Source organism: Streptantibioticus silvisoli (assembly GCF_027947535.2).
Lineage (GTDB): Bacteria > Actinomycetota > Actinomycetes > Streptomycetales > Streptomycetaceae > Streptantibioticus_C > Streptantibioticus_C silvisoli.
This window is the reverse complement of sequence record NZ_JAAGKO020000027.1, coordinates 57638-71295: the sequence shown is the minus strand read 5'-3', so window position 1 is coordinate 71295 and position 13658 is coordinate 57638. Positions and strand designations below refer to the sequence as shown.

13 protein-coding genes and 2 tRNA genes are annotated in these 13658 nt (G+C 71.4%); 4 read left to right on the top strand and 11 right to left on the bottom strand.

Going from position 1 to position 13658, the window contains the following annotated elements; genetic code table 11:
* Window positions 1-203: 203 nt before the first annotated feature.
* Window positions 204-276 (bottom strand) — tRNA-Ala (locus tag POF43_RS19110).
* 181 nt (window positions 277-457) lie between these two features.
* Between POF43_RS19110 and POF43_RS19105 the strand changes: the two genes are divergently transcribed.
* The gene (locus tag POF43_RS19105) at window positions 458-1822 is read left to right on the top strand and encodes a glycosyltransferase 87 family protein (RefSeq protein WP_271315559.1); all 1365 of its coding nucleotides are present in this window, start codon (window positions 458-460) and stop codon (window positions 1820-1822) included.
* Between the two features lie 385 nt (window positions 1823-2207).
* Window positions 2208-2585: a DUF6204 family protein gene (locus tag POF43_RS19100; protein ID WP_271326101.1), complete on the top strand. Its 378-nt coding sequence runs from the start codon at window positions 2208-2210 to the stop codon at window positions 2583-2585.
* 181 nt (window positions 2586-2766) lie between these two features.
* On the opposite strand, the gene POF43_RS19095 is transcribed toward POF43_RS19100, so the two are convergent.
* From POF43_RS19095 to POF43_RS19085, 3 genes are all read right to left on the bottom strand, one after another.
* Window positions 2767-3510 (bottom strand): class I SAM-dependent methyltransferase, encoded by a 744-nt coding sequence (locus POF43_RS19095; RefSeq protein ID WP_271323784.1) that lies wholly within the window; start codon window positions 3508-3510, stop codon window positions 2767-2769.
* Window positions 3511-3868: 358 nt separating this feature from the next.
* Window positions 3869-4909 carry an amidohydrolase family protein gene (locus POF43_RS19090; RefSeq protein ID WP_271323785.1) on the bottom strand — a complete coding sequence of 347 codons (1041 nt, stop codon included), beginning with the start codon at window positions 4907-4909 and terminating at the stop codon, window positions 3869-3871.
* Window positions 4910-5568: 659 nt separating this feature from the next.
* Entirely contained in the window at window positions 5569-6357 is a 789-nt protein-coding gene (locus POF43_RS19085; RefSeq protein WP_271323786.1) for an SDR family NAD(P)-dependent oxidoreductase, read from the bottom strand.
* Window positions 6358-6502: 145 nt separating this feature from the next.
* Here POF43_RS19085 and POF43_RS19080 point away from each other — a divergent pair, with 145 nt between their 5' ends.
* A complete protein-coding gene (locus POF43_RS19080) occupies window positions 6503-7315 on the top strand; it encodes a helix-turn-helix transcriptional regulator (RefSeq protein WP_271323787.1) in 813 nt (270 codons plus the stop codon).
* Between the two features lie 445 nt (window positions 7316-7760).
* On the opposite strand, the gene POF43_RS19075 is transcribed toward POF43_RS19080, so the two are convergent.
* The 7 genes from POF43_RS19075 to POF43_RS19045 all read right to left on the bottom strand — a co-directional run bounded on the left by POF43_RS19075 (window position 7761) and on the right by POF43_RS19045 (window position 12331).
* A tRNA-Ala gene (locus POF43_RS19075) sits at window positions 7761-7833 on the bottom strand.
* Between the two features lie 63 nt (window positions 7834-7896).
* Complete coding sequence (locus POF43_RS19070) at window positions 7897-8514, bottom strand: histidine phosphatase family protein (RefSeq protein WP_271314952.1); 618 nt, start codon at window positions 8512-8514, stop codon at window positions 7897-7899.
* A 41-nt stretch (window positions 8515-8555) separates the two neighbouring features.
* The gene (rsfS, locus tag POF43_RS19065) at window positions 8556-9002 is read right to left on the bottom strand and encodes a ribosome silencing factor (RefSeq protein ID WP_271314953.1); all 447 of its coding nucleotides are present in this window, start codon (window positions 9000-9002) and stop codon (window positions 8556-8558) included.
* An 84-nt stretch (window positions 9003-9086) separates the two neighbouring features.
* Window positions 9087-11069, bottom strand: coding sequence for a LytR C-terminal domain-containing protein (locus POF43_RS34905; protein ID WP_271323788.1), 1983 nt, complete (start codon window positions 11067-11069; stop codon window positions 9087-9089).
* A 65-nt stretch (window positions 11070-11134) separates the two neighbouring features.
* Window positions 11135-11704 (bottom strand): nicotinate-nucleotide adenylyltransferase, encoded by a 570-nt coding sequence (nadD, locus tag POF43_RS19055; protein WP_372516071.1) that lies wholly within the window; start codon window positions 11702-11704, stop codon window positions 11135-11137.
* 136 nt (window positions 11705-11840) lie between these two features.
* Window positions 11841-11984 (bottom strand): hypothetical protein, encoded by a 144-nt coding sequence (locus POF43_RS19050; RefSeq protein WP_271323789.1) that lies wholly within the window; start codon window positions 11982-11984, stop codon window positions 11841-11843.
* A 188-nt stretch (window positions 11985-12172) separates the two neighbouring features.
* Window positions 12173-12331 carry a hypothetical protein gene (locus POF43_RS19045; protein ID WP_271314956.1) on the bottom strand — a complete coding sequence of 53 codons (159 nt, stop codon included), beginning with the start codon at window positions 12329-12331 and terminating at the stop codon, window positions 12173-12175.
* A gap of 86 nt (window positions 12332-12417) precedes the next feature.
* Between POF43_RS19045 and POF43_RS19040 the strand changes: the two genes are divergently transcribed.
* On the top strand, window positions 12418-13533 hold the full coding sequence (locus POF43_RS19040) for a M48 family metallopeptidase (protein ID WP_271314957.1): 1116 nt from the start codon (window positions 12418-12420) through the stop codon (window positions 13531-13533).
* Window positions 13534-13658 lie beyond the last annotated feature (125 nt).

Sequence of the window (13658 nt, the reverse complement as noted above, 5' to 3'; positions counted from 1 at the left end):
TTCGCGGGGCCCGGGCAGCTGCGCTGTCCGGGCCCCGGTGTGCGTGATGCCGGGGCGTCACGCGTTCGGACAGCGCACCGGCGCGCCCGGGGAACGGCCCGGACAACGAAAAGATCCCGCCCGGCCTGTTCAGCCGAACGGGATCTCGCCAAACGTTCCCGAGAACATCCGTGAACGATCCCCGAATGTTTCGAGTTTTCGAGTGGAGCTAAGGGGATTTGAACCCCTGACCCCTTGCATGCCATGCAAGTGCTCTACCAGCTGAGCTATAGCCCCAGGTCAGTCACCGCCCGGTTTCCCTGGCGACGACGGAAACATTACACGGACCGGCCCCCCTTTCGCCAAATCGTTCCGCTGGGGGCCGGCCCGGCACCCTGCCGCCGCCGGCGGGGTGCGGGGTACTGTCGGGCTTCCGCGCCTCCGGCCCGGACCCGCCAGCCGATCAAGGAGCGCAGCCGTGACCGCGACGCAGCCGGTGATCGCCGCCCCGCGCCCGGCCGGAGTCCGGCGGTACGTCGCCCGCCGGCCGACAGCGGTCGCCGCGGTGGCGTGCCTGCTGTCGTTCACGGCGTTCTGCCTGGCGCAGCACGCGGCGCGGGTGTCGATGGTCGACCTCATGGTGTACCGGGCCGAGGGCTGGACGGTACGGACCGGGCAGGACCTGTACGCGATGGTGGCCACCAGCGCACACCTGCCGACGACCTATCCGCCGTTCGCCGCGCTGCTGTTCGAGCCCCTGTCGTGGATGCGGGTGCCGGAGATGCGGGCGTTCGCGACCGTGTTCAACCTCGGCCTGCTGCTGGCGGTGGTACACCTGTCGCTGCGGCTGATCGGACGGCCGCACCGGATACCGGTCGCCGCGGCCACCCTGGCCACGGCCGCGGTCGCGGTGTGGTGCGAACCGGTGTGGACGACGCTGCGCTACGGCCAGATCAACCTGTTGCTGGCGGTCCTGGTGCTGTGGGACCTCACCCGGCGTTCCGGGCACCGCTGGGCGGGCGTCGGCATCGGGGTGGCCGCCGGGATCAAGCTGACGCCGGCGCTGTTCGCGGTGTTCCTCGCGCTGGTCGGCGTCGTACAGGGCTGGCGGGGCCTGCGGGCCGGGCGGACGGTGTGGAACCCGGCGCTGCGGCGGGCCGGGGTCGCGCTGGCCGCCTTCGCGACGACCGCGGCGCTGGCGGCGCTGGCGCTGCCGGCGGACTCGCGGACCTTCTGGACCCGGATGATCTTCGCCGCGAACCGGGTCGGCCGGGTGGAGGACACCGCCAACCAGTCGGTGCGCGGCGTACTGGCCCGGCTGCTGCACACCACGCACCCCGACGGCTCGTGGGCGCTGGCCGCGGGGCTAGTGGGGCTGCTGGGGCTGGCGGTGGCGGTGGCGGCCGCGCTGGCCGGCGAACGGCTGCCGTCCGGGCCGGCCTGGGCGGCGTGCGCGTGCGCCACGACCGCGCTGCTCGTCAGCCCGGTGTCCTGGTCGCACCACTGGGTGTGGTGCGTGCCGATGGTGATGCTGCTGGCGTCCGAGGCGCAGCGCCGGCGGTCCGTGCCGTGGCGGGTGGGTGCGGCGGCGGCCGCGGTGGTGTTCTGCTCGTTCGCGCTGTGGCTGGTGCCGCACGCAGCCACCGGCCACCACGAACTGCGGCAGAACGCCGGCCAGATGCTGCTGTCGGCCACCTATCCCCTGGTGGGCCTGGTGTTCCTGGCGGTCGCGGGCTTCCAGGCGGTACGGGCGCTGCGCACACCGTGGCCGGTGATCCCCGGGCAGACCGGCCGCACCGGCGGCGCCCACACCGACCGCGGCGACCTCGCCTACGCGGACTGACCGACCACTCAAGCGCGCCGAGGCCGACCGCGCGGTACACGGCACCCGGCCGTCGGGTCGGGTGGGGGCGGGTCCCACGGCCCACGCCGTCGGGTCGGGTGGGGTCAGAGGGCCTGTGGCACGCGCCGTCGGGCGGGTCGGGCCGTACGTATACGTAGCGAGCCTGCCGGGACCCGCCGTATGCGTGGCGGGCCCCGCCAGTACCCGGTACGTACACGTGGCGGGTCGACCGGTACCCGTACGTATACGTAACGAACTCCCCGCTATCCGATACGTACGCGTGGCGAGCCGGCCGGACCCGTACGTATATGCAGCGGGCCCGCCGGTACCCGTACGTACACGTAATTGACGCGACGCGGTCCGGGCGCGCACGTACGCTCGGGCCATGAGCAGTCGTACCTTCCGTATCACCGTCCGCGGCGCTTTCGACGACCTCACGCCGGAGCAGCGGGCCGGTCTGCTGGCGCGAGCGGCGGAGCACGACGTGCTGTTCGCCGCGTTCACCCCCGAGGGCCACCTCAGCTACGACGTGGTGGCGCGGCCGTTCTTCACCTTCCGGTTCCAGGACGGCGGCGAGGCGGATGAGGACCTCCTGAAGGCACAGGAGCGGGCGCTGGGGACCGCGCGGGCCTGGCTGACCGAGCGGGGACTGCCGTTCAAGAACCTCACCGCGCAGTCCGAGGACCTCTCGCAGGCGCCGCTCGGCAAACGGCAGCGCCGCGAGGCCGCCCGCGGGGGAAAGCCGGCGAGCCCGTCACGCTGATCGGGCGCCCGCTGTCCGTGAGCCGGCGAACCCGTCGCGTTGATCCGGCGCCCGTCAGCGGGTGAACCCCGCACGCCGACCCCACCTCCGCCGCCCACCAGCATCCCGATCCGGCCCGCCGACCCCACCTCCGCCGCCCGCCAGCACGCGAACCCGTCGCGCCACCTCGCCTCCGCCGCCGTCAGCCGGTGCGGCGGGCCACCGTGATGATCTCCGGGCTGTCGTCGGTCAGCGGATCGCGCGTCCAGTCGCCGTACCGGGCCTCGACCGCCAGCCCGGCCGCCGCCAGCAGCACGTCGAGCCGGTCCGCGGTGAGGAACCGCAGGGTGGCGCGGCTCACCAGCGGCTGCGGCAGGTCCGGGCCGCGGCAGGTCTCGGTGAACGTGACGGTGTCGCCGTCGAACGGGACGCACACCTCGTGCTCGACCCGTACGCGCTCCCCGGTGGGCGCGACGACATCGGTCCCGTGCCGCGGGGTCCAGCGCTCCCAGGAACGGTGGGCCGGGTTGCGCGTTTCGAAGACGAAGCGGCCGCCGACGGTCAGTGCCCGGCGTATCGCGGTCAGGGACGCGGCGACCTCCTCGTCGGTCAGCAGTTGCTGGAAGGCGTGCCCGGTCATCACCGCCAGCTCGAACTCCCCGTCGCCGGGCGCCGATCGGGCCGTGCCGAGCACCCATGCGACGTCCGCGCGCTCACGTGCCCGCGCGAGCATGACCGGTGCCGGATCCAGCCCGCACAACCGCCCGGTGTGCCCCGCCTCCCGCGCGTGCCGCAGCAGCGTGCCCGTTCCGCACCCCACGTCCAGCACCGAGCCGGCGCCCATCACCCACTCCAGGTAGAACGCGTCGTCCGGCTTGCCGCCCCAGGGGTTCAGCACCTCGTACAGCGCGGCCAACCACGCCTCGCGATCCGTCAGTTCGCTCATCCGCTCACCATGGCACCGCCCGGCGCCCGCGTCGCGCGCATTACGGCGGCCCGGACGCGCCACGGCTCCCTTCGTGACGTACACGTCAGCGTGCCGAACTCATCGTGACGTATACGTCCGCCTGCGACGGAGCCGGAAAACAGCCACGCCCACCCCCAGGCCGGCCGGCACGGACGTACCGCGTCACGCGTACGCCGACCCGTGCCAGGAGCACCGGCGGGCGGCGGACAGCGGAGGCCCGAAGCCGAAGCCCTCACCGCGCGAGGCGGAGCGGGGCGGAAACAACGAGGCGATCCCGGTCCGCGCGGTCCGAGCGGTCCGCGCGAACAGGGATCGCCTGTTGTCGAGTTGCGCGTGCTCATTCACGCGTAGCCGTTCCCGGGACGCGGAACAGCCGCTCCGCATTGGCATGGCTGACCAGCGCACGCTGCTCGTCGGTCAGGTCGAGGGCGTCCAGGAATGCGGTGGCCACGTGGCTGTCCTCGTACGGGTAGTCGACCGCGAACATGAGTCGCTCCGCGCCGACCTTGCCCAGGGTGTACGCGAAGACGTCCGGGTCGCACATGCCGCTGGTGGTGAACGTGAAATTACGCAACACGTACTCGCTCGGCTTGAGTTCCAGCTCGGCCATGCCGAGCAGATCGCCGGCCCAGCGATAGGTTTTCTCGTGGATGTTGTCGAGCCGCCACAGCCAGAACGGCAGTCCCTCGCCAAGGTGCCCCAGCACGATCTTCAGGTTCGGGTGGCGGTCGAGCGTGCCGCTGAGAATCAGCCTGATCGCGTGCGTTCCCACCTCCGCCTGGAAACCCCACAGCGCCGCGACCATGCCGTAGTCCCTGAACGGCGCCAGCATCTGCGGACTCGGCGACCGCGGATGCAGATACAGCGTCGCGTCCTCGCGTTCAAGCGCGGCGAGCAACGGCTCCATCTCCGGCTCGTCGAGGTAATGGCCGTGCGTATGGGAGCCGATGAGTATGCCGCCGAATCCGGGCGTCCCCATCACGCGGCTCACCTCGGCTGCCGCCGCTTCGGGATCTTGTGGCGCGACGGCCCCGAGGCCCGCGAACCGCCCGGGATGGCGGCGGATGATGTCCGCGAGCGTGTCGTTCATCCCGCGGGCGAGTTCCGTGGCGCGGGCGGCGTCCGCGTAGAGCTGTACGCCGGGCGGATTGAGGCTCAGGACCGAAAGGTCGACGCCGGCCGTGTCCATTTCCGACAGTCGCGTCGGGATGTCGCTGAGCCGCAGCCGCATCCGCGGGTTCTTCGGAAAGTTGAGGACGAACTCCTGCTCGATCTCCTCCCCCGGCGCTACCGCGAGGTCCTCGATCTCACGCCAATACTGTTCAGTGGCGAAGTGCTCCTCGACAGCGATCACTCGTCGCTTTTCCGTACGTGCCATTCCCCGGTCTCCTCGATTTCCTCGCTGAATTGAAGTCCCGTTTCCGCCCTTCCGCTCCTGGCTGATCCCAGGCCGTCCCCGCTCGCCACCATCCACACCCTGGGGCGAGCCGCCAGCCGACGGAACATCGAAAGGCGAACCAACGAAAGCGCCCGCATCCGACCGACGTGTCCAGCTACGTGTCCGATGCCTGGTGGAAATTTCCGGCGTCCACCCCATCGGCCCGGCGGGCTGGGCGGAGAGGGAAGGGCCTGGACATCGGGCGGCCGCCGGAGCAGGCCCTGCGCCAGCTCAGGGACGCCGTCCGCTGCGTCGACCGGGGGAAGCCCCTGGTGGGCACCTCCCGCACGAGTTCGTCCCGCGGGAGACCGGCTACGGGTACTTCGCCGCCTCACAGAAGGCCGGGGTGAAGGCCGGGGTGAAGGCCCGGGCCGACGCCGCCTGCCGCATGACGACCATCAAGGGCGAAGGCCATCGAGCGCGCGTTCGCCGCGGAATCGATGTGGCGATCACCGGACGCCCCTCGACCGCAAGAGCTCAGCGTCATTTCCGGACGCCGGGGCGAGGAGAATCTCGGGAAATTCCCGCCGTCGCACGCCAGAAGTAATGCTGCCGTCCTCGATCACACCGTGGGCAAGCCACTTGCCCACAGCCCGAGGTCAAAGCCGCATGCCGCCGGATGCCTCGATCCGCTCGCCGTTCACCCATTGCAAGTCGTCCGACAGCACCGCGGCGACGATCGGGCCGATCTCGTCGGGTTCGGCAGGACGGCCGAGCGCGGTGATGGCTCCGACCCGCTTGCGGTACTCGGGGTTGTCCCGGATGACGCCCCCGCTGAAGTCGGTCGCCGTCGCACCGGGTGCCAGCGTATTGACCCGGATACCGCGCGGAGCGAGTTCGGTGGCGAGATACCTGGTCAGCGGCTCGATCGCCCCCTTGCTCGCCGCGTACGCGGTTTTGCCCGGGAACACGAAACGGACGAGCCCCGAGGACAGGTTCAGAATGCGGCCCTGATCGCGAAGCAGCGGAACGAGCTTCTGCGTGACGAAGAAAACTCCGCGTATGTTGACGGCGTACAGCCTGTCGAGATCCTCTGGCGTGGTCTCCTCGAACGAGGCGGTGTGCCAGATTCCGGCGTTGTTGACCAGGTAGTCGAAGCGGTCCGTGCCCAGCTCCGCGAGTTCGGCGCGCAACCGGCCGGCAAACGCGTCGATGCCGTCGATCCTGCTCGCGTCCAGTTGCAGCGCACTCACGCGCCGACCGTGCTTGCGCCCTTCGGCGGCCACCTCTTCCGCGGCACTCGCGTCGGAGTTGTAGGTGAAGACGACATCGACTCCTCGCGCGGCCAGATTCAGCACCGCCGACCGACCGATGCCGCGGCTACCGCCCGTCACGACCGCCACCCGCCGGGTGGCGCCATCATTCGCTGTCCTGGATTCCGTCATCATGACCCTCCTCTGCTCACGTGGACGATCCGACGATCGCCGACCTGCTTTCCACGCTAAAGGGGTGATGTCCTTCGGGGGCAGTCCCTGTTGACCCTGGGGCCGACAGGACCAGGCAGAAGGCCGCCCGTCGAGCCATAATCGTCGTGTGAGCAACAGCAATCTGCTGGGTGAGTATCTGAGGGCGCGGCGGGAGCGGATTCATCCCGGCGACGTGGGGCTGCCGTCGGACGACAACCGGCGCGTGCCGGGCCTTCGCCGTGAAGAGGTCGCGCTGCTGGCCGGTATCAGCGCCGACTATTACCTGCGGCTCGAACAGGGACGCAATCGCAATCCCTCACCGGCGGTGCTGGATTCCCTGGCCCGCGCGCTGGACCTGGACGACGCGGCGAACGAACACCTCCGGCGGGTGGCGGCGTCCCGTCCGTCCTCGACGCGCCGCCGCCGACGGCGGACCTCCACGCCGGCGACCATCCGCCTTCTTGTCGAATCGCTGAACCTTCCGTCGTTCGTGGAGGACGACCACTTCGACGTGCTCGCCGCCAACCGGCTCGCCGAGGCACTGTCGCCGAGCTTCCAGGCCGGGCAGAACCGCCTGCTGTCGATGTTCCTGGCCCCGGAGGAGCGCGCGCTGTTTCCGGACTGGGAAGCCGTGACCGCGGACCTGGTCGCGGCCTTCCGCGCCAGCGTCGCCGACGTCGCGGACGACGCGCGGACCGTGGAGCTGGTCGGTGAGTTGTCGCTGCGCAGTCAGCGCTTCCGCGAGCTGTGGAGCCGCCACGACGTACGGCCGCGGGTCGGCACGCCGCCGGTGCGCCTGACGCATCCCCAACTGGGCGAGATGCAGTTGATGCGGGAGAAGCTGGTGATCAGCGGGCCTTCCGGCCAACTGCTGGTCATCTGGCATCCGCATCCCGGCAGCGACAGCGCGGAGAAGCTCGCGCTGCTCGCCTCTCTGTGACCGCGGGGGCTCCACAGGCGCCTCCATCCCCGCAGGTCCTCACCGTGATCGGGGCCCGTGACCCGCAATCACCGTCAGTGATCGATCGATCGCCCAGCCGCACCCGGCTCGGCCGCGGCCCGGAAGACGACTCCGCCCAGCGCCCGGCGCCCGCGTCGCGCGCACACCGGCGCCCCGGACTCGGCACGGCGCGCTTCGTGACGTGTACGTCCGCCTGCCGAACCTTTCGTGACGTATACGCCTGCCTGCTGAGCTTCGTGACGTGTACGTCCGTCCGCCCGCCAACGCAGACGCCCCCCCTCGGAGCGGCCGGCGTACGGCGGGGGTGCGGGGGCGAAGTCCGCATCGCGCGAGGCGGCACGGGACGGCGTGGGGCGGAAACAACGAAGCGGTCCCGGCCCGCGCGTGCTGCGCGAACTGGAACCGCCTGTCGTCGAGTTGCGAGTGGAGCTAAGGGGATTTGAACCCCTGACCCCTTGCATGCCATGCAAGTGCTCTACCAGCTGAGCTATAGCCCCGCGACCTGAGAGGAGCTTAGCGTGTGCGCCGCCCGGAGACGAAATCCGCCGGCGGGCGACGGGTCAGTCGCCGGCGCTGAGGACCGGCTCCGGGAGGGTGCCGGTGTTGTGCTCCAGCAGGCGCCAGCCGCGGGCCTCCTCGCCCAGGACGGACCAGCAGCAGTTGGACAGGCCGCCGAGCGCCTCCCAGGTGGGCGCGGGCAGCCCGAGCAGCCGGCCGATGGTGACGCGGATCGCGCCGCCGTGGCTGACGACGACGAGCGTGCCGCCGTCGGGGAGCTTGTCGGCCTCGGTCAGGACCACGGGGACAGTGCGGTCGGCGACCTCCGTCTCCAGCTCACCGCCGCCGCGCCGGACCGGCTCACCGCGCTTCCAGGCCGCGTAGTCCTCGCCGTGGCGCTCGATGATCTCCGGGGTGGTCAACCCCTCCCACACGCCCGCCGAGGTCTCCCGCAGGGCCTCGTAGAGCCGTGGCTGAAGGCCGGTGACGGCGGTGAGTTCGGCGGCGGTGCGCACGGCCCGGCTCAGGTCGGAGGCGATGACCGCGTCCGGGCGCAGCGCGGCGAGCAGCCGGGCGGCGCGGCGGGCCTGGGCGAGACCGGTGTCGTTGAGCGGGACGTCGGTGCTGCCCTGGAAGCGGCCCGCCACGTTCCACTCGGTCCGGCCGTGCCGCCACAGCACGACGCGGCGGCCCCTGGTGGGCGCCGCGCCGGCGGCGGGGGTCAGCTGAAGGCTCCGTCCTGGGTGGCGCCGTCCTCCACTCCGTGCGCGGCGGCGTGCTCGGCGGCCTTGCCGCGGGTGGCGAGCGCGTCGTCGGGCAGCGGCAGCTCGGGGCAGTCCTTCCACAGCCGCTCCAGGGCGTAGAAGACCCGCTCCTCGGCGTGCTGGACGTGGACGACGATGTCGACGTAGTCGAGCAGCACCCAGCGGCCTTCGCGCTCGCCCTCGCGGCGCACCGGCTTGACGTCGAGCTCGTCGCGCAGCCGGTCCTCGATCTCGTCGATGATGGCCTTGACCTGGCGGTCGTTGGGCGCGGAGGCGATCAGGAAGGCGTCGGTGATCGACAGCACGTCGCTGACGTCGTACGCGATGATGTCGTGCGCGAGCTTGTCGGCGGCCGCTTGGGCGGCGGCCTTGATCAGCTCGATGGAGCGGTCCGTGGCGGTCACAAGGAGGCTTTCCGGTCGGCGACGAATACCCCACCAGGGTCTCATGCCGCACCGAGCCCGCCGCCCCGGGTTTTCCGGGGCGGGTCAGGCCTGCGGGGTGTCGGCGGGCAGGTGGTAGTCGGCGCCGAGGACCACGGTGAGGTCGGCGTTGGCGGCGCCGGTGCCGCGCACGACGTCGGAGGCGGGCAGGCCGAGGGTCTTGCCGAGCTGCTGGGCGGCGCTCTTCTGCTTGGCGGTGCCGTAGAGGACCTGGGAGGTGGCGCGCGGTGTCTGCCGGCCGCCGTCGATGTAGGTGTCGCCGGCGTCGATGACCTGGACCTGTGCCGCGGCGGCCGCCTTGGAGCCGGTGGTGGCGTCCCGGACGGAGACGGTGGGGATGCCGCTGGTGTCGGTGTTCTTCACCGTGCCGCCGAGGATCTGCTTCACGACGGTGTCGGTGGCCTGCTGGCTGAGGGTGCCGTTGGTCTCGACGGGCAGGCCGGTGGTGGCGTAGTGCCCGGACTTCACCAGGTCCGACAGCGCGGCGAGGGTCGCGCCGAGCTGGCCGTCGGACAGGGAGGGGTCGGGGACCGAGCCGACCTGGTCGATGATCTTGGTGGCGGCGGTGCCGCTGCTGGGGACCTGCATGAGGACCGCCCGCATGACCTGGCCGAACCGGGTCAGCTGGGCGGCGGCGGTCTCGCCGGGGGCGCGGTAGGTGGCGTAGGCCACGGCGGCCTTGCCGTTGAGGCTCTGGTCCTTGCCGCCGGTGACGACCGGTTTGCCGGCCTGGGTGACGGTGGCGTCCGGGGTCATCTCGATGCCGCCGAGGGCGTCGACGAGCACTTCGAGGAACGGGGTGTCGAGCCGCCAGGTGCCCTGGATGTTGGCGCCGAGCAGGGTGTCGAGGCCGTCGCGGGTGGGTCCGGCGCCCTCGGAGACCACGGACTTGCCGAGCGTCATCGCGCCGTCGTCGGTGCTGACCGTCAGGGAGTTGGGCAGCAGTACGGTGCTGCCGCGGCCGGTGGTCTCGTTGCGGACCAGCAGGATCGTCGAGGAGTCGTTGCTGTCGACCTCGCGCAGGTGGACGACGATGACGTCGCGTTTCTGCGCGGCCAGCGGGGTGGCGGCGCCCGCGCCGAGGCCGGGGATCAGGCCGGCCTTCCAGGCGTAGGTGCCGCCGCCGGCCACCGCCAGCACCACGACGAGGGCCAGCGCGAGGGTGCGGCTGCGGCCGCGTCGTTTGCGTTCGTCACGGCGTTCGGTACGCGACTCGGAGAACTTCAGCCAGTCGATGACGTCCTCGGCCTGCTCGTCCTCCTCCTCGACGAATGCGAACTCCTCGGCGTGCTGCTCGCCGTCCTCGCCGGCCGCGGCGTGCGGTACACCGTCGGGGCCGGCGGCGCCGTGGGCGTCCGGGTAGCCGCCGCCCGGGCCGCCGTACACGTCCTGACCGCCGTATGCGTCCTGACCGCCGTACACGTCCTGTTCGGCGGTGGTACCGCTGTCCGCACCGGTGTGGTGGGCGTTGCCGGGGTACGGTCCGGCGTCGGAGTGGCCGGTCTGCGGGTACGGGTCGCGCTGCGGCGGGATGTGGCCCTGCGTCCGCGTCTGCGACGCGGCGGGGGCGCCCTGCTGGTTGTGGTGGGTCTGGTGGGCCGCGGGGTCCTGGTAACCGGTCTGCCGGCCGCCGTACACGTCCTGCTGGGCACCGGGCTGCCCCTGGTGGGCGGCCGGGTCCTGGTAGCCGGTCTGCTGCTGCGTCCAGCCGGCCTGGCCGCCGTAGCCGCCGGACGGGTCGTAGCCGCCCGCCTGCCGGTCGTGGCCGGGCTGGGCGGGGTAGGGCTGCTGCGGGTAGCCCTGCTGGTAGTACGCGGGGTCGTAGACCTGATGCGTACCCGTGTCGTAGCCCTGCTGCGGCGTGCCGTCGTACCCCTGCTGCGGCGCGCCGGCGTACGGGTCGTAGGCCTGGCCCTGCCGGGGATCCGCGGCGCCGCGGGGGTCCTGCGCGGGGTATCCGGGCGGGTAGGGGGCGTAGGGCTCCCGGGCCTCCTCAGGCTCCTGGCCGTATCGCTCCTGCTCGCTCACCAGCGCCCTCCCGATCGATGACTTGGCGCCGGGCGGTTCCGGGCCGGTCGTGTGGATGTACGACCCTATCCGGCGTCCAGGTACAGCTTGCGCTTGTCGATGTACCGGACCACGCCGTCCGGCACCAGGTACCAGACGGGTTCGCCGCGGGCGACCCGCTTGCGGCAGGCGGTGGAGGAGATGGCCAGGGCCGGGACCTCGACCAGCGACACGCCGCCGTCGGGGATGCCCGGGTCGGTCAGAGTGTGCCCCGGGCGGGTCACTCCGATGAAATGCGCCATGGAGAACAGCTCGCGGGCGTCGCGCCAGGAGAAGATCTGGGCGAGCGCGTCGGCGCCGGTGATGAAGAACAGGTCCACGTCGCCGTATTCGGCACGCAGGTCCCGCAGCGTGTCGAGGGTGTAGGTGCGGCCGCCGCGGTCGATGTCGATGCGGCTGACCGAGAACTGCGGGTTGGAGGCGGTCGCGATGACCGTCATCAGGTAGCGGTCCTCGGCCGCGGAGACCTGCTGGGTCTCCTTCTGCCACGGCTGGCCGGTGGGTACGAACACCACTTCGTCCAGGTGGAACTTGGTCGCGACCTCGCTGGCTGCCACCAGGTGGCCATGGTGGACGGGATCGAAGGTCCCGCCCATCACGCCGAGTCGTTTCTTCACCGGTCCGGCCCCTCCGTCCCTGATCTGACCGATCGCGGAGGGGCGTACGGACGCTGCCGGTCTCCCATCCGGCCACACCCTACTTCGCGTCCGTCGGGAGCGCGCCGAGGGGCGGTCAGCGGTCCCGGTTGAAGCGGCTGGTGATCCACAGCAGGAGCAGCAGGATGAACAGGGCCGATCCACCGGTGAGGAACGGGCTCAGGCTCGGGTGGTTGCCGCCCTCGGCGAGCGGAGCCACGGCTGCGGCGATATGTGTCATGGTCTGCGGGACCCCTTGCGGTCGGAGAAGTCGTCAGCTGGGAAATCGTGCCACATGGTAAGGCCCGGGCGGGTTGGAACCCTGCGCGGGTTCCGCACGTCCTTGGTGTGTACGCAGTACGTGTACACGTCTACCAGGAAGCCGGTCGTAACCGTCCGTCAGACCTCAGCGGATCTTTCCGTCGGACCTCAGTCGTTGTTGCCGTAGCCGCGCAGAAGGAACCACGCGAGGAACGCGGCGCCCAGGACGGAGACCACGATCACGGTACGCAGCAGCCAGCCGGGCCCTGCCGAGTCGGAGGCCACGGCGAGCAGCGTCGCCGGGTGGAGCGATGCGGGGGTGTGCATACCGACCAGACTAGACCTGTCGGTGGCGGGCCCTAAGGTGGGGGCCGAAGGGGCGGGAACGCGTCGGCGACGCAGGGGGAGGACCCATGTCCGTGCCGAACGACACGAGCGGTTCAGGTGAGCCGGAGGGCGGGCTGCCCGGACGCAACCGCAGGCGGTTCCCCGCGATCTCCTCGCGGGCCTACGAGCATCCGGCGGACCGTTCGGCGCTGGTGGCGCTGCGCAAGCTGACCGGTTTCGACACCGTCTTCAAGGCGCTCAGCTCACTGCTGCCCGAGCGCTCGATGCGGCTGCTGTTCCTGTCGGACTCGGTGCGGGTCGGGGAGTTGCAGTTCCCGCACCTGCACGCGATGATCCGCGACGCCTGCTACATCCTGGACCTGGAGAAGGTCCCGCCGATGTACGTCACGCAGGACCCGAAGCCGAACGCGATGTGCGTCGGTCTCGACGAGCCGATCATCGTGGTCACCACCGGGCTGGTGGAGATGCTCGACGAGGAGGAGATGCGGGCGGTCGTCGGCCACGAGGTGGGCCACGCGCTGTCCGGTCACGCGGTGTACCGCACGGTCCTGCTCTTCCTGACGAATCTGGCGGTCAAGGTCGCCTGGATCCCGCTGGGCACGGTGGCGGTCACCGCGATCGTCACCGCGCTGCGCGAGTGGTTCCGCAAGTCGGAGCTGTCGGCGGACCGGGCAGGCCTGCTGGTCGGTCAGGACGCGCAGGCCTCGATGCGCGGCCTGATGAAGCTGGCCGGCGGCAACCACCTGCACGAGATGAACGTCGACGCGTTCTTGCAGCAGGCGGAGGAGTACGAGGCGGGCGGCGACCTGCGCGACTCGGTGCTGAAGATCCTCAACGTGCTGCCGCGCAGCCACCCGTTCACCACCGTGCGGGCGGCGGAGCTGAAGCGCTGGTCCGAGGGGCGCGACTTCCAGCGGATCATGGACGGCCACTACCCGCGCCGCGAGGAGGACAAGGACGCCTCGGTGCGGGACGCCTTCCGTGAGTCGGCCGGGCACTACGGCGAGCAGGTCAAGAGCAGCAAGGACCCGCTGATGGGTCTGATCCGCGACATCTCCAGCGGCGCCGGCGACCTCGGCGGCAAGCTGCGCGACAAGTTCGCCGGCAACGGGTCGCGCCCGGCGGGTGCCGACGGCACGGACGCCTCCGGCGGCCAGGACGGCGGCCCGCAACCGGAGTAGGCCGGCGGCACCGTCGCCGGCCACCACCGCCCGCCCGGCACCGCGCCGCGCACCGGGCCTTCACCGGCGCGCGGGTCCGCGCCGCACCCACCACCGCTCCGCGCACCGGGCCTTCACCGCCGCGC